This is a genomic window from Weissella confusa (assembly GCA_041871065.1).
GTDB lineage: Bacteria > Bacillota > Bacilli > Lactobacillales > Lactobacillaceae > Weissella > Weissella confusa_A.
The window spans coordinates 92,501-115,166 of sequence record CP168942.1; the positions used below are offsets into that span (position 1 = coordinate 92,501).

15 protein-coding genes, 2 tRNA genes, 1 rRNA gene and 1 pseudogene (1 of these 19 only partly in view) are annotated in these 22,666 nt (G+C 47.2%); 17 read left to right on the top strand and 2 right to left on the bottom strand.

Annotation, left to right across the window (positions count from 1 at the left end):
• From rrf to ACAW68_00395, 4 genes are all read left to right on the top strand, one after another.
• Positions 1-20 (top strand): 5S ribosomal RNA (rrf, locus tag ACAW68_00380) (it extends 97 nt beyond the left edge of the window).
• Between the two features lie 9 nt (positions 21-29).
• A tRNA-Asn gene (locus ACAW68_00385) sits at positions 30-102 on the top strand.
• A gap of 4 nt (positions 103-106) precedes the next feature.
• Positions 107-179, top strand: a tRNA-Thr gene (locus tag ACAW68_00390).
• Positions 180-248: 69 nt separating this feature from the next.
• Positions 249-554, top strand: a complete 306-nt coding sequence (locus ACAW68_00395; protein XGA16074.1) for a hypothetical protein — start codon at positions 249-251, stop codon at positions 552-554.
• A 36-nt stretch (positions 555-590) separates the two neighbouring features.
• On the opposite strand, the gene ACAW68_00400 is transcribed toward ACAW68_00395, so the two are convergent.
• Positions 591-941 (bottom strand): iron-sulfur cluster biosynthesis family protein, encoded by a 351-nt coding sequence (locus tag ACAW68_00400; protein ID XGA16075.1) that lies wholly within the window; start codon positions 939-941, stop codon positions 591-593.
• Between the two features lie 151 nt (positions 942-1,092).
• On the opposite strand from ACAW68_00400, the gene ACAW68_00405 reads away from it, so the two are divergent.
• From ACAW68_00405 to ACAW68_00415, 3 genes are all read left to right on the top strand, one after another.
• Positions 1,093-1,344 (top strand): GlsB/YeaQ/YmgE family stress response membrane protein, encoded by a 252-nt coding sequence (locus ACAW68_00405; GenBank protein ID XGA16076.1) that lies wholly within the window; start codon positions 1,093-1,095, stop codon positions 1,342-1,344.
• Positions 1,345-1,505: 161 nt separating this feature from the next.
• Positions 1,506-2,330: an aldo/keto reductase gene (locus ACAW68_00410; GenBank protein XGA16077.1), complete on the top strand. Its 825-nt coding sequence runs from the start codon at positions 1,506-1,508 to the stop codon at positions 2,328-2,330.
• A 6-nt stretch (positions 2,331-2,336) separates the two neighbouring features.
• Positions 2,337-2,996 carry a hypothetical protein gene (locus ACAW68_00415; protein ID XGA16078.1) on the top strand — a complete coding sequence of 220 codons (660 nt, stop codon included), beginning with the start codon at positions 2,337-2,339 and terminating at the stop codon, positions 2,994-2,996.
• Between the two features lie 39 nt (positions 2,997-3,035).
• Here the strand turns inward: ACAW68_00415 and ACAW68_00420 are convergent, their stop codons facing one another.
• On the bottom strand, positions 3,036-3,878 hold the full coding sequence (locus tag ACAW68_00420; protein XGA16079.1) for a MurR/RpiR family transcriptional regulator: 843 nt from the start codon (positions 3,876-3,878) through the stop codon (positions 3,036-3,038).
• 180 nt (positions 3,879-4,058) lie between these two features.
• Between ACAW68_00420 and gnd the strand changes: the two genes are divergently transcribed.
• The 10 genes and pseudogenes from gnd to argF all read left to right on the top strand — a co-directional run bounded on the left by gnd (position 4,059) and on the right by argF (position 22,664).
• Positions 4,059-4,967, top strand: coding sequence for a phosphogluconate dehydrogenase (NAD(+)-dependent, decarboxylating) (gnd, locus tag ACAW68_00425; protein ID XGA16080.1), 909 nt, complete (start codon positions 4,059-4,061; stop codon positions 4,965-4,967).
• 314 nt (positions 4,968-5,281) lie between these two features.
• Positions 5,282-5,989 (top strand): FGGY family carbohydrate kinase, encoded by a 708-nt coding sequence (locus ACAW68_00430; GenBank protein XGA16081.1) that lies wholly within the window; start codon positions 5,282-5,284, stop codon positions 5,987-5,989.
• A 552-nt stretch (positions 5,990-6,541) separates the two neighbouring features.
• Positions 6,542-8,785, top strand: a complete 2,244-nt coding sequence (locus ACAW68_00435) for a KxYKxGKxW signal peptide domain-containing protein (GenBank protein ID XGA16082.1) — start codon at positions 6,542-6,544, stop codon at positions 8,783-8,785.
• Positions 8,782-12,093: a beta strand repeat-containing protein gene (locus ACAW68_00440; protein XGA16083.1), complete on the top strand. Its 3,312-nt coding sequence runs from the start codon at positions 8,782-8,784 to the stop codon at positions 12,091-12,093. The genes ACAW68_00435 and ACAW68_00440 overlap by 4 nt, the downstream gene beginning before the upstream one ends.
• A complete protein-coding gene (locus tag ACAW68_00445; GenBank protein ID XGA16084.1) occupies positions 12,094-14,997 on the top strand; it encodes a hypothetical protein in 2,904 nt (967 codons plus the stop codon).
• A 3-nt stretch (positions 14,998-15,000) separates the two neighbouring features.
• On the top strand, positions 15,001-18,975 hold the full coding sequence (locus tag ACAW68_00450; GenBank protein ID XGA16085.1) for an LPXTG cell wall anchor domain-containing protein: 3,975 nt from the start codon (positions 15,001-15,003) through the stop codon (positions 18,973-18,975).
• 118 nt (positions 18,976-19,093) lie between these two features.
• On the top strand, positions 19,094-19,462 hold the full coding sequence (locus ACAW68_00455; protein XGA16086.1) for a hypothetical protein: 369 nt from the start codon (positions 19,094-19,096) through the stop codon (positions 19,460-19,462).
• Between the two features lie 53 nt (positions 19,463-19,515).
• Positions 19,516-20,151, top strand: coding sequence for an NAD(P)H-binding protein (locus ACAW68_00460; GenBank protein XGA16087.1), 636 nt, complete (start codon positions 19,516-19,518; stop codon positions 20,149-20,151).
• 196 nt (positions 20,152-20,347) lie between these two features.
• On the top strand, positions 20,348-21,586 hold the full coding sequence (gene arcA, locus ACAW68_00465) for an arginine deiminase (protein ID XGA16088.1): 1,239 nt from the start codon (positions 20,348-20,350) through the stop codon (positions 21,584-21,586).
• Positions 21,587-21,617: 31 nt separating this feature from the next.
• A pseudogene (gene argF / locus ACAW68_00470) lies at positions 21,618-22,664 on the top strand (ornithine carbamoyltransferase).
• Positions 22,665-22,666: the final 2 nt, after the last annotated feature.

Genomic DNA, 22,666 nt, shown 5'->3' on the forward strand with positions numbered 1-22,666 from the left:
AGGATAGGACGTCGCGATGCATTTATTATTCCGAATTAGCTCAGTTGGTAGAGCACACGACTGTTAATCGTGTTGTCGTCGGTTCGAGCCCGACATTCGGAGTTATGCCGACTTAGCTCAGTTGGTAGAGCAACGGTATCGTAAACCGTAGGTCGAGGGTTCGAATCCCCCAGTCGGCATAGTTAAAACCATCCTCGCTTGAGGATGGTTTTTTTGTACACTTAGTCACAGTTGAAGGGGGAGTTGTCATGAATGAACAAGAACGCATTATCGAGTTGGAGACGGCGCTAAAGGCTACAGAAGTTGAAGTAGACAAGTGGCGTACCGGCGCTGAAATTTACGAAGCACAAGTGGGCGATTTGCAAGGTGCCTTACAAGAAATGGCAGCTGAAATTGATCGACTAGCACTTGAGAACCAACAATTGAAGCAACAAACATCAGAAACAGTTGTTATGACGCCACAGCCAATGGTTGCTGATCAAAATGCGGCAATCATTCAAGATGCCTTAATCAATAAGATTAAGCAACTACAAGCACAACTAAATGAACGTTAAAAATGGGTACCAGAATATTTCTGGTACCCATTTTTGCTATGCCATTTGAATGTCACGCAATCCGACGTTAGAATCAAGCGTCCCTGACGGACCTGACAAGCTATAACGAAGATACTTATCAACATCTAAACGCATGTCGCTGTCCATTTGCGCCTTCGTATATCCCTTAATGTAAACAGGGCCCAAGTCGCTGTCGATGACCGTGTCAAAATCGTTAGTTAAATCCTTAGCCTCACACAAGACAACGTTAAAAGCGACGTCTAGTGTACACATCCCAGCATCTGAAAACGGCCCAACACCGTCATCAAAATCCAAGACGATTTTGGTTGTTGGTGTTAGCTTAGCAGCAAGCTTATCCTTGGCTGCATCTGAAATTGTTAAAAACATAGTTTCCACCTCCTGTCCCCATAGTACCATGATGAACGGTAGCGTACAAAAGCGTTTGCACAAAAGCGTGAACAGTCCGCCAAGTCGTTGTACAGGCAATTTATTGTTGATAGAGTTAAAGTAAGTTATAGGACATAGGAGGGATTTAATTATGCATTTAATTTGGACTTTGATTGTGGGAGCTATTATTGGTGCAATTGCCGGAGCGATTACAAGCCGTGGCGCATCAATGGGCTGGATTGCCAACATTGTGGCTGGACTAGTTGGATCATGGCTAGGACAAATGATTCTAGGTGACTGGGGTCCATCACTAGCAGGTATGGCGTTGATACCATCAATTATTGGTGCCATTATCGTTGTGTTAGTGGTGTCATGGATCTTCGTAAAAGCGAATAAGAAATAAAGTAGACGGGAGTTGGCGAATTGCTGACTCCCGTTTCCTCTTTCATTGACTAATGAGTAGCATAATTTTAAGATTAATTGTCTGGTGTCGCGATGTTTCGCAAAAACGTCATAAATGAGTGCTAAAATGTAAGCATTCTTATGGAAATTGGGGACGACACAATGGAATTTGTGACACTTAATAACGGCGTTGAAATGCCAATGGTTGGATTCGGTACGGATGCAGCCAACGATGCACTATCATATGGTGAAGTGATGGATGCGGCTGTGCAAGCTGGTTACCGTTTGTTTGATACGGCAGCGATGTACGGCAACCAAAACGAACTTGGGGACTTTTTGGCAGGTTCTGGTTTGAAGCGTGATGACTATTTCTTGACGAGTAAGGTTGCTCAAAAGGAACAAGGCTATGAGAACACGTTGCAAGCCTTCAAGAACACGACGGCTGCTTTGCAAACGGATCACTTGGATTTGTACTTGGTACACTGGCCAAAGTTTGATCCATTCTTTGAAACATGGCGTGCCCTTGAGCACCTATACAAGGAAGGCTACGTACGTGCTATCGGTGTTTCAAACTTTGAAGCCCACCACTTGGATCGTTTGTTGACGAAGGCAACGGTTATGCCAGCAGTTGATCAAATTGAAACGCACCCATACTTTAACCAACATGTCCTACACGGATACTTGGAAGAGTTGGGGATTCAACATCAAGCATGGAGCCCACTTGGCCGTGGTGCCGTTTTGCAAGACCCTGTTTTGGCAGGCATTGCTGAGCGTTACGGTGTCAGCATCGCGCAAGTTATTTTGCGTTGGCAAATCCAACACAACGTTGCGGTAATTCCTAAGTCAGGTAACCCAGCGCGTATGGCTCAAAACTTAGCCTTGGACTTCCAATTGACGACGACTGATATGGCTCGTATTGATGCTTTGCAACGTGGTGAGCGTATCATGGGTGCACCAGACCAAAACTATACGGAAGATTTGTGGTAAAAAAACATGGTGAAGCAGGGACAATTTGCGGGCGTTAGTTCAGCAAAGCGTTTGAAGAATTTTAAGCAACAAGCTAAGGCGACAGAAGCAAAAGCAATCACACCCGAGAAGGTGGGAGAGTTTTTACTTGTTCGTTATCACTTAACGCAAAATGCACGTTTGGCACCTTTGATGAAGGAGACGATGCAACGCGTATTGATGACCTTGCTTGATAATGCAACTGGCACAACGTGGTCACTAGACAAATTGTTTGTGACGACGCTTGGCCAAATTGCGAATCAGGTACCTTGGCAATTCTATGCCTTGTTGGCAACGGAATGGCCACGTACACAAAAGTTCTTGAACAAAGAAGTTCCTGCTGTGCCGTTGAATGAGCGCATCATAGTTACTGATGATGTGACTGATGTACCTGAAAAGATTGCCCAGCAACTGGCCATTAATTGGTTTTTGATGATGTTTGCCACGATGCCTGAACGTTTGGCAGCCGTGACTGAACAACAGGTTGCTGACACAAAGCGATCATTCTTGCAGGATGGTGCCATTAATTGGGCCAATGTTGTGACAGTGTATTCGACGACGCCATTTATCATGCCTGATGATGTCGATGAGGCAACAAAGACTTGGTTGACTGACTTACAGGCATTAACAATTGAACAATTACATTAAAAAAATCGTCCAACGCAATGCTGCGCTGGACGATTTTTACTATTCACGCGTACCTTCAATGGCGGTACGGATGTGATCAACCACTTGTTGGGTCTTATCACCAAGTTGCACCCCGACAAGGGTGAACAAGCTATCCATAATTGTGATTTGAGCAATCAATGATGACATTGATTCACTTCGGATATTGACTTCTTCAGCGGCACTGGCCAAAACTAGATCAGCTGTTTTGGCCAATTCAGATTGCTTATAAGCAGTAATGGCAATAATTTTGACGCCGTTGTTCTTAAGTTGGCGTGCAATCGTTAGCGTGTCGTGGTTACGACCTGAGTGTGATACCACGATGGCAACATCAGTAGCGCTCATGCGAACGGCTTGCATCAGTTGCACGTCGTAGTCAGGGTGTTGTTCGACATCCAAAGGCGTACGCAACAACTTGTGATAACCATTCAAGGCGACGATTGATGAACCACCAATACCAAATAGACCAACGCGACGAGCTTCGACTAACCACTTAGTAGCCGTTGCCCAATCGTCACTGTTAATCATTGATAGGGTACCTTCCAAGGCGTTAGTTGCACCACTGAATACCTTTTGAACAATTTCAGTTGTATCGTCTTCTTCGTCGATTTCACCAAAGAACGTATCGTCTGATTGCGTGGCAACGGCTAAGCTGAGTGAAAACTCACGGAATGAACCGAAGCCGACACGCTTAACAAAACGGGAAATCGTAGCGGTTGAAAGTCCGACCGCATTCGCGAGCCCTTGGATTGTTAAGGAACGAATTTCTTCTGGGTTGGCTAGGATAAAGCCAGCGATTTTTTCATCTGATCCAGATAATTGATCACGCATTGAACGAATACGCGCAAAACCTGATTGTGCCATGTCAAACTCCTTTTATTTTTAGAATCGGGAAACGTTGACATAACAACGTTCTGTCTATTTTCTATTGTACCGTATTTTGGATATGAAAACATTTTACAACAAAAGGGTTGCAAAGTGAAAAACTTTTGCATTATAATAATCATGTAGAAAAAAAGCACAAGAAAAAAAGAGGTAACTCAAATGAAGTTCGCTATGATCGGCCTTGGTAAGATGGGCTTGAACTTGGTAAAGAATGCTGCAGATAACGGTCACGAAGTTGTTGCTTTTGACTTGAACGCAGACTTTGTTAAGGAAGCTGACGCATACTCAGATTTGGTATCACCAGCTACTGATATGGATGACATGTTGGCACAATTGCCATCACCAAAGGTTGTTTGGGTCATGGTTCCAGCCGGTGTTCCTACGAACTCAACTATCGATACTTTGATCGAGAAGTTGGACGAAGGCGACATCATCATCGACGGTGGTAACTCAAACTACAAGGATAACTTGGAGCAAAACAAGCGCACGACTGCTGCTGGTATCAAGTTCTTCGATGCTGGTACTTCAGGCGGTATGTCAGGTGCACGTAACGGTGGAAACTTCATGATCGGTGGAGACGACGCTGAAGCTTGGAAGACTTTGGAGCCTTTGTTCAAGTCAATCGCCTTGGAAGACGGTTACCTATACACTGGTCGTTTGGGATCAGGTCACTACTTGAAGATGGTTCACAACGGAATCGAATACGGTATGATGCAAGCCATCGCCGAAGGTTTCGAAGTTTTGGAAGCATCACAATTCGACTACGACTACGAAGCCGTTGCTAAGTTGTGGAACCACGGTTCAGTTGTTCGTTCATGGTTGATGGAATTGGCCGAAGAGCAATTTGCTAAGGACCCTAAGTTGTCAGCTATCTCAGGTCGTATGCACTCATCTGGTGAAGGTAAGTGGACGATCGAAGAGTCATTGGACTTGGAAGTTCCAGCACCAGTTATCGCATTGTCATTGATGATGCGTTACCGTTCACTACAAGAAGACACGTTTACTGGTAAGGTTGTTTCAGCTTTGCGTAACGGCTTCGGTGGACACGCAATGGACGCTGCTAAGTAATAAAACGGCTTCCCCCGCTTAATTACTTTGTGAGACCCACAAAATAAAAAAATAAACCACAAGTTTAATCGCCGCTGTTGGTCGCCCTATCGACCTTTGGCGCTGCGTCTGCCACCGGGGAGGACCCATGGCAGGAACTAATAGCCATTTTTGATGACTATATGCGTGGTTCCAATGCTTAAGTTGTGAGATTCTTGAGTGTTGTCATCTTGTGCTACATGAGATGAGATTGTGAGAGCGCACCCGACAGGAAACTGTCGGGTGCTTTTGTTTTAGTGTATAATTTTGGGTATTAACTTAGAGGATGTAGGCCGATGAAATATACAGTGATGATTGATATGGCTGCAATTGATATTGTGGCAACGTTGATCGATGAAAATAAAAATCAAAAGGTCATGCACTTCCCATATGAGGGGATGGCATTTTCAACTGACCCAGTGACTCCCGATAATATCGTGAACACCTTGGTTGATTCACTAGCTGCAATGCGTGCTGATTTGCCAGGTGAGTATGATGAGATTGTTGAAGTCCGCTTTGCAACAGGCATTGCGAACGGCTGGATGGCATTGGATGAAAACTTCACGCCGCTAACTGACGTTGTGTCAGGTGGCGATAACCGCGCGGCGAAGTACGTTGACGCCTTGATGATTAACGGTATCGGTGGTCAATTGCAACGCAAGACGGGCTTGCCAATGACGGCAACAGAACCACTTGTGTTGACGTTGTGGATGAAGAACGAGCGTCCTGACGCTTACACTAATGCAGCGCACTTCATGGGTGTGCTTGAATATGTGACATACCGTTTGTTCGGTTTGAACATTGTTGATGAAGCGCTGGCAGCTCGTACTGGCTACTACAATGTCGCCCACAAGACGTGGGATGTGCAAGCGTTGGCCGTGACCGGTTTAACGGCTGAACAATTACCTGAAATTGTGGCCGATACTGAAATTAAGGCGCCACTTTTGCCTGAAGTGATGACCAAGACAGGATTGAGTGCTGACACGATTTTCTACCTCCGTTAAGACGGAAGTAGCCGGTCGCGATATGCTATAATTGAAATGTTGCCGGGGATGCAGTTAGTCGAGGAGTGATGTCCTAGGACTGCCGTTTACGGAGGGTGCGATGCCCTGCTGTCCGGTAATGGTCGCATGTGGGAGGTGAAGGACCCACATGTGATCGGAGGAAAACGCATCGAGGCTTGGACACCTCGATGTATGGGGATTGTTAACGGGGTGGTGCCTGTTAACATGATACGGTGAAGGAGTTTAAGCGGTACGTGGTGGTCCGCTTAAACAGAAAGAGACCTGCACTCATTTAGTGAGAGAGGTCTCTTTTTTGTGCTTCAATAGTTTTCTATATCATAAATATGCGAAATGAAACCGAACTCTTTCTAAAAATAAGAAAGCGCTAACAATGTCGATATAAAAGGTTTTTAAGAAACTATTTAGTGAAAATTTGTTCAAATCGTTAACCCAGCAAAAGCGTAATTAACTTGTTAAACTTGCACTATAAATGTAGATTGTCACAAAAATGTAACAATCTCTCACTTTAGGAAAGTTAAATGGGTATTTACTATGGGTGAAACAAAAACAAGAAAGAAGATGTATAAAAGCGGTAAGTTCTGGGTGGCTGCAGGACTAACTGCGCTTTCAGTGGGAGTGGTTTCCTCATCGCCTAAGATGTTAACGCGTCTGGGAGAAGAGATGACCAAGGCGTCAGCTGCACAAACAACGTCAACGATGACGATCGATACCGTGACGGACGCGGATACGGATTCGGGCGCAAGTCGCTATGTTGTATGGGGGCCTTCCGGCATTACAGATCACGATGAGTATGCAGGAAAAGGAACGTATAACGGAACGGCTTGGTCTGCTGAAAGTAGTTCGGTCGCAGATCCGGGCGGTCAAAATTATGCAAAATTGACGGCCAATGGCTCAAATACAATTGGATATTACTATATCAATCGTCAATTTGACGCGTCACAAAAGTTTACGTTTGATGGTTATTTCCACCCTGATACAAGTACAGGAAACAATAATCTAGCGTCTAATGGTAATTGGTCTGACTGGGTTGGATTGGTATTGACACCAACGGATCCAGGTAAGATGGCTTCGGACTATAACATGTCTTACGGTGGTGGTGGACTTGGAATTCAAGGATTTAAAAATGCCTATGTCTTGGGGTTGGACTTTTATCAGAATTCAGGTGATCCAGCAGCTGGTCCGTTTGGTGCCTTGCGTGCGACAGATAGCTCAGGTAATTTGACGTCCGTACCAGCTGCCATGTATACCAATGGTCAAAATTTGACGCAATGGAAAACAACCGTTAAGTACCAGATGACTTGGTGGCCAACAGGCGGACCTGGTGGCGGTCCGTATATTACGGCTTCCTTGAAGGATACGTCTGGAAAGTCATGGACGATTAATACTAACCAATCTAACATTACATTGGTTGCGCCAAAGGCCTTTTCAATCGGTGTTAATGCTGCCAATGGACAGAAGGCTGCCGATAACTTTGCCTCAATTGATAATTTGTCGGGTACGTTTGCTACTGGAACCACGACGGTTAAGTATGTGGATACAAACGGTAACACGATTAAGCCATCGACGAGCTTTATCGCAGCCGTTAACGACACGATTGGTATTACGGGCCTTTCACCAAAAGCTAAAGCTGGTACGGCAGACTATGCATTTGCTGCACCAACGATTCGTGGCTACAAGGTTTCATCAGCAACCGATGTGAATGTGTCACAAACGGCGGCCAACAACACGATTACAATCACGTACACGGCTTTGCCATATCAAGAGTCAATCATTCAAACTGACACGCCAGCTTTGTGGAGTGGTTCAAATGTGATTACGTCATACTGGAGCGTTGATCAAGACAATCCATTGGGAAGTAGCGCGACAGTTGCGCAAAGTATTGTGGACGCTTCATTGATTCGTTCAGGTTATAGCTACTACATCACTGATCCAAACGGTAGCAACTATTCAACGATGTCATCTGCGTATGCAGCCGGCACGAATGCGTGGGATAGTACGTCAAATTCTGCCGGTGTGCAATCTGACGGGACACCACAAACGTGGACGGTTAAGTATGTGCCAGATTATCAAGGCGCTTATTTGTACACGCGTGATTATTCATACGCGAATGGTTCATATGTAGCTGGTACATCAGCATACAAGGACGCCGCTGGTGGCCGAACTGGTAATGCGATTAACTTTGCAACTAAGGACAGTAACTTGCCTAAGTCAGGTTACACATACACCGTTACTGGTCCAGACAACGTGACATATTCAACTTTGGATTCAGCTGTTGCAGCTAATTCTTTCGACAATACGGATAACAAGGTGAATGGCGTTCAATCTTCATCAGATGCGTCATACCAATATTTCACGGTTAATTACACACCAGCGACGCAAACAACGAGCTTGGTGGTCGATTCTAATTCACCAGTGAAGGCTGGCTCAGTTTTGGCATCATCATTGGGTGCTACGAGCGCCACGTTGTCATTGCCATACACCGACGCTAATTTGACGACGGCTGGTTACTCATATGTGGTAAAGGGACCAAACGGGTCAACGTATGCCACGTTGTCATCAGCCGTGGCTGCAACGCAATCTACGACGCAACTAACAATACGGGAACAACTGATTCATCAGCCCAAGTATTCACGGTTAGTTATGTCGGCGCTTACCAAGCAGCGGCAGTTAAGTATGATCCAAATGGCCCAATTTCAGCTGGTTCAACACTTACGTCAGCAAGTGGCACAACGGGTGGCACGATTAGCTTCGCAACCAACGATACAAGTTTGGTGAAGGCGGGCTACACGTACACGGTTAAGTACACCGGTACGGATGCGCCAGACTCAACGGCGTACACAACGTTGTCATCAGCTGTGGCAGCGCACCCACGTTATGACAGCACATCAAATTCAGGTAATTCAGATACATCATCACAAGCCTTTGTGGTGACGTATAAGACAAATCAATATGCCTCATTGTTTACGGATTCAGCCGACAATTCAGGTAACTCAGTTTTGAGCTACTCAGCTGTTAACGAAACGACTAACGGGCCTGCTAGCTCAGCTATTTCATTCAAAACGACTGACTCACAGTTGGCCAAGAGCGGGTACTCGTATGTTGTTAATGTATTGAATTCAGCTGGTAGTGTTATTAATTCATATACGACTTTGACATCAGCCGCGGCGGCTAACAAGTATGACAACACGTCAAATGCAGCCAATGCAACGACTGATGCGCAGGTGCAACGTTTCAAGGTTGTCTATGCACCGATGACGGCGAAGGTCACGTATAACTACGTTGATCAATCCGGTAAGGTGATTAGCACGGCTCGATCAACCAATGGTTATGTCGGCTCAAAGATTCCAGATGGGTCAATGACGATTGCTGGTTATACATTGGTAGGACCAGATAATAATTCAGATGCTGATGGTTTGTTCGATGCTGACTTGGATTCGGTCATCACATACGTTTATAAGCCACAATATCAAGCAGCTAATTTGGTGGTCGACAGTGCGTCACCAATTTCAGCTAACTCAGCAGTTGAATCTGCTTCGGGTGTGACGAGTGGATCATTGGCCTTTAGTACGGCTGACTCACAACTTACGAAGTCTGGATACACATACGTGGTTTACGGTCCGAAGGGTGATTCATACGCAACGTTGACGGCAGCAGTGAAGGCTAATAGCTTGTATGACAACACTGAAAACGGTTCGACATCAGCTGACTCTTCAGCACAAACTTTCCGTGTGTCATATACAGCCGATGCCCAATCAGCTTATATTCGTGTCCAACAGAATTCGCCAGTTAAGGCGGGGTATTCAGTTGCGAATATTACAGGTGTGACTAGCCAAGCGATGTCATTTGGGGTCACGGATGCTGATTTGGCTACGTCTGGTTACACATACACGGTTGGATACGGTTATGACGTGAACAACACGGTTTGGTATTCAACGCTGTCACAAGCTTTGGCAGCCAACAGCACGTTCGATAACACGGATAACACAGGTACAACCGATGCGGCGGCCCAACGTTTCGTTGTCTTGTATGCACCAATGAGTCAGGCGGCGTCAGTTGTGGTGGATGCAAATTCACCAATTAGTGCGGGTTCAACGGCCTTGTCAGCTAATGGTTCAACGGGATCGGCTATCTCATTTACAGCTGATTCGTCATACGCAACATTGGACTCACAACTAGCCAAGAGCGGTTATACGTACACTGTTAAGTATGGTAGTGATTCAACGGCCTACACAACGTTGTCATCAGCTTTGTCAGCGCACTCATACTACAACGCGAACAACACGGCATCAGGCACATCTGATGCTAACCCTGATATGTTCACGGTTAGTTATAAGGCGGCTAGTCAATCAGCCGTGGTCAATGTGGCTGGTACGTCACCAATTAAGGCTAACTCAAAGGTCGATTCAGCTACTGGCGTGACGTCAGGGGCGTTGAGTTTTGCAACTTCTGATGCAAGTTTGGCGGTTGCTGGATACACGTACACGGTCACGGGACCTGATGGCAAGACGTACACAACGTTGTCATCAGCCGTTGCTGCAAACTCAATCTTTGACAATACGACGAACACAGGTAGCACCGATTCAGCAATCCAAAGCTTCACGGTGTCATATAAGGCGGCTTACCAATCAGCTGCGTTGGTTGTGGATGCCGATTCACCAATCAGTGCCAATTCATCATTGGCTTCAGCTGCTGGTGTGACGAAGGGTGCTGTTTCATTCGCCAAGACGGATAGTCAACTAGCGGTGCCAGGATACACGTATGTGGTTTATGCGGCTAATGGTTCAAGTTATGCAACATTGACGGCCGCAATGGCTGCCAACGGTACGTTTGACGATACTGACAATGGTACGGCAACGTCTGATGGATCAGCGCAAGTATTCCGCGTGTCATATAAGGCAGATTCACAACAAGCTAAGGTTACAGTTGGTTTGGAATCACCAATCAGCGCTGGATCAGTGATTGATTCAGCAGCTGGTCCGACGAGTGGCGCGATTGCGTTTGGCACGGTGACGGATAGTTACTTGTACACGCAGGGATACCACTACACAGTTAGCGGCCCGGATGGCACGTCATACAGCACGCTATCTCAAGCGATTGCTGCAAACAGCGCTTATGACAACACGGATAACACCGGATCGACTGACAGTAAGCCACAAACGTTTACGGTTAACTACACGGCTGACATGCAACGCGCATCATTGGGTGTGACATCAGATTCACCAGTCAGCGCTGGTAGTTGGTTGGCTTCAATTTCAGGTGGTACGGCGACGCAGATGCCATTCTCGATTGCTGATGCGTCATTGGCGGTTTCTGGATACACATACCGTGTTATGGGACCAGATGGCGAGTGGTATGCAACGTTGGCTGCAGCACAATCAGCAAATACAACGTTCGACAACACAAGTAATGCGGATGACTCAGATACTGAGACGCAAAACTTCATGATTAGTTATGCGCCAATGAGCCAAGCAGCAACGATTGTCGGGGCTGCTAACTCACCAATTCAAAAGGGAAAGACAATTGAAAGCGCATCTGGTTTGACTGGTAGTGCAATTGCCTTCTCAAACACCGATGCAACGCTGGCTCGTAGTGGTTATCGCTATGTGGTCTACATGGGTTCTGACAGTGCGACGACGTACAGCACTTTGTCAGCAGCTATGGCAGCAAACACGGTTTATGACAACACGAATAACACGGGTTCTTCTGATGCAGCACCACAAGCCTTTACGGTGTCATATATCGCTGATTACCAATCAGCTAACTTGGTGATTGGTGGCGCAACGCAAATCAGTAGTGGTGTCACGCTTGACTCTGCTGCTGGTGTGACGAGTGGTCAGGTATCGTTTGCAACGAACGATTCAGCATTGGATATCGATGGTTACCGTTACATTGTGAAGGCGCCAAATGGCAACACGTATAACACGTTGGCATCAGCTTTGACTGGAAACACCGGTTTGCATGACAACACGAACAACGCCACAGATTCCGATGCAGCACCACAAACTTATACGGTTGAGTATTCAGCTATTACGCAAACGGCTGAAGTTGTCGTTGGTGAGACTGGCGATGAGTATTCAGGTTGAGTGCTTGAAGAAGTGACCGGTGATACCGGGGCAGCGCTTGGATTGAAGACGACCGATGAGTCGTTGCATGGCATGGAAATGACGCATGGTTACACGTATAACGTGACAGTGCAAAACGCCGATGGTACTTGGGTGACAGATGAAACTGGTTCACCAAAGGTCTATGCGACATTGGATGAAGCGGTTGCGGACAACAATAGTTTTGATGCGGTTGATACGGGAATTAAGCGTTTCGTCATTAACCCAACGCCTTCATACCAAGAGAGTCAATTGGTCGTAAGTAGCGATTCACCAATTTCAGCCGGATCAGCGGTTGAAACGACTAGCGGTGTAACCAAAGCACCAATCTCATATGCGACAACCGATGCTGATTTGGCTGTTGATGGTTATCAATACAATGTGTCGACTGTACGACGTGATGGTACAACACAAGCGTATGCAAACTTGTCAGCGGCGGTTGCAGCTGAGGCGGCTTATGACAATACTAACAACGGGGATGGTCAATCAGATTCATCAGCACAATCATTCATTGTGAGTTACAAGGCCGATTATCAATCAGCCAACATTAGCTTTGACGGTGCCCCAATGTCGTCAATTGCAGCAGCCGGTGTGACGAGTGGTGTTTACACATCAACGTACACGGCACCTGAAGGATACTACTTTGAAGCGACTGGTCAGCCATCTGGCGCCAGTGTTGCGGCGGATGGCCGTACGGCAACGTTCACGTTTACGTATGACAACACGAATAACGCCAGCGCTTCAGATAGTGCTGCGCAAGACTTTACGTTGCAATTGGCTCCGGCTAGTCAATCTGGTCAAATTAGCTTTGTTTACTCAGGTGCAATCGGCTCACCAACAACACCTGATCCAATTGCAGTTGCTGGTGTCACTGGCGATACCCGTGAAGGCACGATTAAGGCGCCTTCTGGTTACTATATTGTCGCAATCGCTGGTGACACGTATAGCGTGACATATGCCAACGACCAACACGATACGGTGACGTACGGGTTGATTATGGACGATACTGACAACGGTAATGAAACGACTGATAAGAAGCCACAAAATTTGGTCATCACATTGGCACCAACGAACCAAACGGCAACGGTTACCCAACACATGCCAGATGGCACAACGACGGTAACGGATACGCAGAACGGTAAGACGGCTGAGTCGTACGGTTACACGTACACGGCACCGGCAGGTTACTACGTTGCTAGTGGTGCGGTGTCGACAGCTTCAGGTATTACGGCTGACATTGCGACGGATGGTAAGACAGTTTCATTGGATGGAAACTTTGATGATTCAACGAACACGGGAACTGATGGTACTGATACGGCGCCACAGAACACGGATATTACGTTGACGCAATCAAAGCAACAAGCCCAATTTGAAATTAACGTGCCAGATGGGGCAACGTCAGTAAGTGCCAAGAGCGAAGCAGTTGATGGTTTGACTGGGGACGCGATTAATGCCCCAACTGGTTACACGGATGCTGATGGGGCAACGCCAGGATATACGTACACGGTAACTGGTCATGATGGCTCAAAGTACGACACGATGGCTGAAGCGTTGGCTGCAACGTCAAACTTCGATAACACTAACAATGGTTCTGGTGAGGATTCTGACGTACAAAAGTTTGTGATTACGCATGTTGCTGATGACCAAACGGCCACGATTACGCAACAATATGCGGATGGCGCAACCAATACGCCAGCCTTCCCACAAGCTGATGAAACGTTGAATGGTAAGACTGATCAACAAACGTCAGGTACAATCACAGCACCGGCTGGTTACGAAATTTCGAATATTACGGCAGCTGATGGCATGACGTGGTCATTGTCAGATGACAAGCAGACCGCAACTTACACGGTTGTTTATGATGCAACGGCAGATACCGACAAGTCTTCACAGGCAACGGTTATCACATACACGCCATTGCCACAAACGGTTGACGTTAAGTTCTTTGATGAAGTTGGTCGTCCGTTGACATCAGACACGGGTGTAACCAGCCACACGTTGAATGGTGTGACAAACGAAACGGTTAATTACCAAGATGCTGATTTGGTGAAGGATGAACAAATTGCCGGATACAGTAAGGTAGTTGATAATACGGCTGATAACGTCAACTTTGATGACGATACAGCAGTGGACCAAAAGGTTCGTTATGTTTACCGAGATGTGCAGGCGCCAACGGTTACGACAACCAAGACCGCATTGACGACTTCAAAGGCCGGCATGCCAGCTGATGAGGCAACCTTCTTGGCTGATGTTGGCTTCAGCACGACTGATAACCAACAACACGGTGACAGCACGATTAAGACGGACTATGAAACGATTGCTGCTTTGGTAGCTGGGGATGGTCAGTCACGTGATGTGACGATTACGGTTACTGATGCGACTGGTAACAAGACGACCAAGACGGTGACATTGAGTCTCATTGATACGGCACCGGTTTCACAAGAGCAAGCGGTTAAGGATGCCCAAAAGGCTTTGGATGACTTGGCCAAGGATCCTAACACGACGGCTGACCAACAAACGGCGGCTGAAGAGGCTTTGCAAGACGCAATTGACCAAGCAATGAGTGATCGTGAAGACGCCGAAACGGCTGGTGATGACGTGTTGAATTCACCTGATACCACAGCAGTAGCGACCGATGATGCGGTTGCGGATGCGATGGCAAAGTTGGATAAGGCGATGACTGACGCTGATAACGATCAAGGCACGACGCAGGCAATTAAGGACGCGACGGATGCGCTTGAAAATGCGGTTGCTCGTGCAGAAGCCAAGGCTGTTGATACGGCACCAGTTTCACAGGAGCCAGGTGTGCAAGAAGCACAGTCAGCATTGAATGATGTTTTGAATGATCCAAATGCTACAACGGAAGCCATTGACCAAGCTAAGTAAGCATTGCAAGATGCAGTTGCGGACGCAAAGTCAGAACGTGATAAGGCGAACGACGATGCGAATACAACTGCTAGTCAGGTAACTGATTCAAAGGATGACGCCGTTAAGCAAGCAGTTGCTGATTTGGAAGCTGCCCAAAAGGATGCTGCTAACAATGTTGGCACAACGCAAGCCATTGAAGATGCACGCCAAGCGGTGATTGATGCCGTTAAGGATGCAGGTGAGACGGCACTTGCACAAGATGCAACACCAGTTCAAAACGAAGCGTCTGTTATCGATAAGAAGCAAGCGCTTGAAGATGTGTTGAATAATCCGGACAGTACGCCAGACCAGATTGTGAAGGCGACAAACGATTACAATGACGCTGTTGAACAAGCGAAGGTTGATCGTGATGCCGTAAACGATGCTGCGAACGATGAAATCTCCACGGCCGGAAATTCACACCAAGCTAATGACCAATCAGTTATCGACGCAACGAAGAATTTGCAAGATTTGATTGAGAAGGCTAAGACGGGTGAAACTGGTGCGTTAACGGATGACATTGAGAAGGCAACGCAAGCCTTGAAGGATGCTGTGGCAGCTGCCGGTGGCGCGCAAGAAGCCGCCCGTGCTGATGCAGCAAAGGCGTTGAACGAAACATCACCAGTTAGTTACGAACCAGGTGTCCAAAGTAAGATTGATGACTTGCAAAAGTTGTTGGACGACCCAGCTTCAACGGCTGATCAAATTAATGATGCAACCGAGGCATTGCGTTCAGCGACTGAGACAGCGATTAATCAACGTAACGCCGCTGATGACGATGCCAAGGCAGCCATTAATGCTGCCAATGGTTCTAACCAAGCGGATGAACCAGCTGTTCAGGCAGCTGAAAAGGCATTGCAAGATTTGGTTGATCAAGCCAAGACTGATACGTCGGATGCTTTGACGGCTGATATTCAACAAGCCATCAAGAACTTGCAAGATGCCGTTTCACAAGCGGCTGATAATCAAGCTGATGCACGTCAAGCTGCGGAGGCTGCTTTGCAAGCCACGTCACCAGTTTCAAATGAAGCAGCGACGGCGGATGCTATTTCAAAGTTGCAAGATGTATTGAATGATACGAATTCAACGGCGGAAGAGATTAAGCAAGCTACGGATGCGTTGACTGAGGCAACGGCGAGCGATAAGGCGAGTCGTGACGAGACGAACCGTCAAGCAGATGATGCGGTAACAGCGGCGAAGACGTCTGATCAAGCCACTGAGCCAGAAGTAATTGCAGCCATCAAGAAGTTGCAAGACACGCAGGCCGCTGCAGCCGCCGATGCTATCGAGGCTACTAAGCCGGTATCAAATGAAGCAACGGTTCTTAAGGCGCATGATGCTTTGCAGAAGCTGTTGGACAACCCAGCATCATCAACGGCTGATATCGAGAAGGCAACGAAGGCGTTAACGGAAGCTAACCAAGCTGAACAAGCCAAGCGTGATGCGATTAACGATGAGGCGGACAAGTACGAAGACAAGGTTGAAGCCTCAAGCACGCAAAACGAACCAACTGTTCAAGCGGCTTTGGATGCGTTGAACGAGATTCAAGAAGAAGCGGCCACAGATACGCCAGATGCATTGACGGCCGATATCGCGGCAGCTTTGGATGCTTTGCAAACGGCTGTGGTACAAGCGGCTAAGGAACAAGCTGAAGCGCGTGATAACGCGGCGGACGCCTTGGCTAGAACAGCGCCGGTTTCAAATGAAAAGGCGGTGGCTGATGCCATCTCTGCTTTGAACAAGGTATTGGATGATCCGGCAGCAACGACGGAAGACATCAAGAATGCCACGCAGAACTTGATGAATGCGACGAGTGATGACAAGGTTACGCGTACGACAGCTAATACCAACGCACAAAACGCGATTACGGATGCATCAAACACACCTCAAGCTGATGAACCAGCTGTGCAAGATGCGATTGCGAAGTTGCAAGATGTGATGAAGCAAGCTGCTAACGATGACAGTGATGCATTGACGGCTGACATCGATGCCGCGCGTAATGCTTTGAAGCAGGCGGTAGCAGATGCAAAGGCTGCCCAAGAGCAAGCACGCAAGGACGCTGCGGTGGCGATTGCTTCGGCTAACCCGGTTTCACACGAATTGGGTACGGCACAAGCGATTAGTTCAATCGAAGCTATCCTGACAGATCCAAATTCAACGACGGCTGAAATTCAAGAAGCCACTAAGAATTTGAATGCTGCAAGTGGTGCGGATAAGACTGATCGTGATGCTGCTAATACGGCTGGTACACAAGCGATTGCCGACGCGCAAGGGTCAGATCAATCAGCTGAGCCTTCTGTCCAAGCAGCCATCAATAATTTGAAGGATGTGATGGCGACAGCAGCTACTGACACGGATTCTGCTTTGACTAAGGATATTGAAGCAGCCATCGATGCGTTGCAAACGGCGCAAACAACGGCGGCTAGTAACCAACAAGCTGCCCGTGATGATGCACAAGATGCCTTGTCAAAGACGGCACCGGTTTCACACGAGCCAGCCGTAGCGGATGCGATTAGCAGCTTGCAGAAGTTGTTGGATGATCCAACGTCGACAACGAAATCAATTGCTGATGCTACACAAGCACTGCGCGATGCAGTTGCAACTGCGCAACCTTTGCGTGATGCGGTCAACGAAGCAGCGGATGCAGCGACAGCAGCTGTACCAACTGATTTGGCTAAGGAGCCAACTGTGCAAGCAGACTTGGATGCTTTGGATGAGATTCAAAAGCAAGCCGCAGCTGACCAGGATGGTAACTTGACCAAGGATATTGAAGCAGCCACGAAGGCGTTGCAAGATGCAATTGCGACAGCTAACACTAGTCGTGAGGCTGCCCGAGATGCGGCTAACGAGTTGATGGGTAAGACAGCACCGGTTTCACACGAAGCCAAGGTTGCGACGGCCAAGGATGCCTTGCAAAAGTTGCTGGATGATCCAACGTCAATAACAGCGGACATCGAAAATGCAACGGCGGCCTTGCGTGATGCTTTGCAACCAGTTGGTGCTGCGCGTACGCAAGCCAACGAGACAGCAAAGTCATTGATTGATATTGTGAAGCCGTCAGCAGCTGGCCAAGTACCAGCAGTCCAAGAAGCTTTGAAGAAGTTGCAAGATATCATGAACCGAGCAGCTGGCGATAACGCTGATGCATTGACGGCCGATATCGAAGCGGCCACAAAGGCTTTGGAGACTGCCGTAGCAACGGCTAACAACGCCATTGAAGCAGCTCGTAATGCAGCCAATGATTTGCTTGGAAAGACAGCACCGGTATCACACGAAGCTGAAGTCGCAAATGCGATTACTGCTTTGAAGAAGGTATTGGACGATCCAAATGCATCAGCTGAGCAAATTACAGCAGCGACAAAGGCTTTGCAGACAGCACTTGATGACGCAAAGGCAAAGCGAACGGATGCAAACCAATCGGCCGATAAGGCGATTACATCTGCAAAGAAGTCGTCTGTCGCTGGTGATCCAGCTGTACAAAAGGCTTTGGATCGTTTGCAAGCTATCTTGGAAGCGGCAGCTAAGGACAGTTCAAGCAACTTGACGGCTGATATTGAGGCTGCAATTAAGGCCTTGCAAGCAGCAGTTGCTGAAGCTGAGGCGCGCAATGTGGTTGTGCCACCGGTTCAACACCCAACGAACCAGTCAGCACCAACGCCGGCCCCAGCCGTTGAAACGGTTACTGAGACGAAGACGGAAACAGTTACAGAAGTACAAACGCAGGCGGTACCAGTACCAACTGTCGAAACGGTATACGTGACTCAGCCAGCAGCGGTTCGTGCGCAAACGCCAACGGTTTACTCATTGGCTTATGCAACTGAACCAACGCGTATTGGTACGTTACCAAACACGGGTTATAAGGATGATTGGCGTTTGATGACTTTGGGAATCTTCTTGTTCTCATCAACCCTTTTGTTGCTCGCAGCAAAGCGTCGTAAGAAGGATGAAGAAGACTAAAACGATCGAACACACGACATTTGAATAACACGATGAAGGGGACAAACTCAGTAGCACGGGTTTGTCCCCTTTTTATGGTATCTTTTACTAAAGAGTTAAATGGGAGAGGTACGACACAATGGCTAAGAAAAAGAAAAACACAGCTGGAAAATGGGTGAAGCGACTTGCGGCTATTTTCATGTTGTTCTTAATGTTGTTTGGTGTCTTTTGGGCAGCGCGCAGTGCGTTTGTGCAAAATGAGCCAACATCAGCTAAGAAATCAGCAAGTAAGTCAGCAACGAGCAAGTCAAATCACGTGGTTGAGATTGATATCACCAATGGTGACGTCTATATTTTGCCAGGAACGCAAACGGTCGCTAAGAACGCTGAGACCGTTAAGGCTATCGTCAAGCAAGACGATGGCAGCTATATCATCACAAAGTCGGATGATACGAAATTGAAGGTGCTTGATAACCAGGTTCGTCAAATAATCCGCGCAAATGATTAAGCTGCTTTGGTACAATGTAATTAACGAAAAATAAGCGCGGGAGTGTAATGATTATGAAGATTGCAGTAATTGGGGCAACCGGAATGGCCGGTCAAGCAGTTTTTGAAGAGGCAACAAAGCGCGGACATGCTGTCACAGCGATTGTCCGTGATGCTGATAAGGCACGCGAAAAGCTAGGGGCAGATGCGACGATTTTGGTAGGTGATTTGTTCGAGATGCATGCTGACGTGTTCGAGGAATTCGATGTGGTGGTTAATGCGTTTGCCAACCACAAGGATGCCTACTTGAACTTGGATGCGTTGACGCATTTGCTACACGAGTTCCGTCGTTTGCAAACGCGCATCATTTTCATCCTAGGTGCCGCATCGCTTGTCCAAGCAAACGGCACACGTTTGTTTGACTTCTTGAAGGAATTGCCTGGTAACGAAGCTTGGATCGACGAGCCTCGTTATGGTGTTCTTGAACTAGAAATTTTGCGTGCAACACCAGATGTCTTCTGGACGGCTGTTTCACCACAACAAAACTTCGTGCCAGGTCCAGCTACGGCTCACCGTACGGCTAAGGATGACTTGTTGTTGGCTGAAGACGGCAAGTCACACGTGACGGCAGGTAACATGGCGGTTGGTATTTTGGATGAAATCGAAACACCAAAGCACGTCCGTGAGCGCTTCACGGTTTCAGATTTGTAAGATAGATTTTTACTTAAAGATCCACAGCAATGTGGGTCTTTTTTTATACCTAAAATTGGTGGTTGTCATTAGCTAAATAGATAAAAACCTTTGGTCATTGGGCCGTTTTGCAACGTTTTACTGAGTGACATAATAAAACTCGCAGCAAAGGAAGCGCTTACATAAGCGCTTGTTAAAGTTCATAAGGAGGGGAACCATGAACAATCCTGCGATTAATGTTAACTCAGAGATTGGTAAGTTGAAGTCCGTGTTGCTAAAGCGACCTGGTGCCGAAGTTGAAAACATCACACCAGACACAATGGAACGTTTGTTGTTTGACGATATTCCATTCTTGGAAATCGCCCAACAAGAACACGACTTCTTTGCCAACACTTTGCGTGAGAACGGTGTCGAAACTCTTTATATCAATGACCTAGCTGTTGAAGCTTTGGACACTGATGAAAAGGTCCGTGAAGCCTTCGTTCAACAATACTTGGATGAAGCTGGTTACGGTATCGGTACGACTCACGATGCACTGAACGATTACTTGAAGACGTTTAACACGCGCGACTTGGTTACCAAGTTGTATGCCGGTGTTCGTCGTAATGAATTTGATTTCGAAAACGATTCATTGCACGACTTGGCTGGTCGTGATGCGGCAAATCCATTCTTGTTGGATCCATTGCCAAACGCCTACTTCACCCGTGACCCACAAGCATCAATTGGAAATGGTATGACCATTAACCACATGACGTTTAAGGCTCGTCAACCAGAGTCATTGTTCACGGAATTCGTGATGGCTCACCACCCACGCTTTGCTGGTCATGTTGATATCTGGCGCGACCGCAACCACAACACACGAATTGAAGGTGGAGACGAACTTGTCCTTAACGACCACGTTCTTGCCATTGTTGTTTCACAACGTACGTCTTCAAAGTCAATCGAAGCGTTGGCTAAGGAATTGTTCGCCAACCCAGATAGTCACTTTGACACTGTCGTTGCCGTTGAAATTCCACACAACCACGCCATGATGCACCTTGATACTGTCTTTACGATGGTTAACAAGGATCAATTTACGGTCTTCCCAGGAATCATGGATGAAGGCGGTAAGATGAACATCTTTATCATGACGCCAGGCCCAGATGGTACGGTCAAGTTGGCTCACCGCACTGATCTTGGTGCAACGTTGAAGGAAGTGTTGGGACTTTCTGAGTTGGATTTGATTGAGACTGGAAGCGGTGATGCGATTGTCGCACCTCGTGAGCAATGGAACGACGGTTCAAACACATTGACCATCGCACCAGGAGAAGTTGTGACCTACAACCGTAACTACGTAAGTAACGAATTGTTGCGTCGTCACGGAATTTTGGTTCACGAAGTCATTTCAAGTGAGTTGCCACGCGGTCGTGGTGGTCCACGTTGCATGTCTCAACCAATTTGGCGTGAAGATTTGTAAAACAGACAAATAAAGGAGAAAAAGAAGAATCATGGCAATTAACTCAGTATTCCAAGGTCGTTCACTTTTGGCTGAAAAGGATTTTACCTCAGCAGAAATTCAATATTTGGTTGATTTCGGTTTGCACTTGAAGGAGTTGTAACACAATCACATTCCACACCGTTACTTGGAAGGAAAGAACATCGCTTTATTGTTTGAAAAGACATCAACGCGTACCCGTTCAGCCTTCACCACAGCTGCCATTGAACTAGGTGCTCACCCAGAATACCTTGGCTCAAATGACATCCAATTGGGTAAGAAGGAGTCTGTTGAAGACACTGCGATTGTTCTAGGACGTATGTTTGACGCCATTGAATTCCGTGGCTTCAAGCAATCTGATGTTGAAGGATTGGCGAAGTACTCAGGTGTGCCAGTTTGGAACGGTTTGACTGACCAATGGCACCCAACACAAATGATTGCTGACTTCATGACAATCAAGGAAAACTTTGGCCACTTGCGCGGTTTGACGTTGGCCTTCGTTGGTGATGGCCGTAACAACATGGCGAACTCATTGCTGGTTACCGGTGCTATGTTGGGGGTTAACATTCGCATTGTTGCGCCTGAAGAGTTGCACCCAACGCAAGAAGTCGTTGACTTGGCAAACGGATTTGCCACCAAGACTGGTGCAGAGCTAAAGGTTACCGCTGATATCGATGAAGGTGTTAAGGGTGCTAACGTCATCTACACCGACGTTTGGGTATCAATGGGTGAGTCAGATTGGGAGACACGTGTTAAGTTGTTGACGCCATACCAAGTCAACATGGACATGATGCGTAAGACGGGTACGCCTGATGACGAATTGATCTTCATGCACTGCTTGCCAGCCTTCCACGACACGAACACTAAGTACGGTGAAGATGTTAAGGAGCAATACGGCATCACTGAAATGGAAGTCACTGATGAGGTATTCCGTAGCAAGTACGCACGTCACTGGGACGAGGCTGAAAACCGCAAGCACTCAATCAAGGCCATCATGGCTGCAACGTTGGGTAACTTGTTCATCCCAGACGTACCTGCGCTTGAAGAAGCCGGTAAGTAATT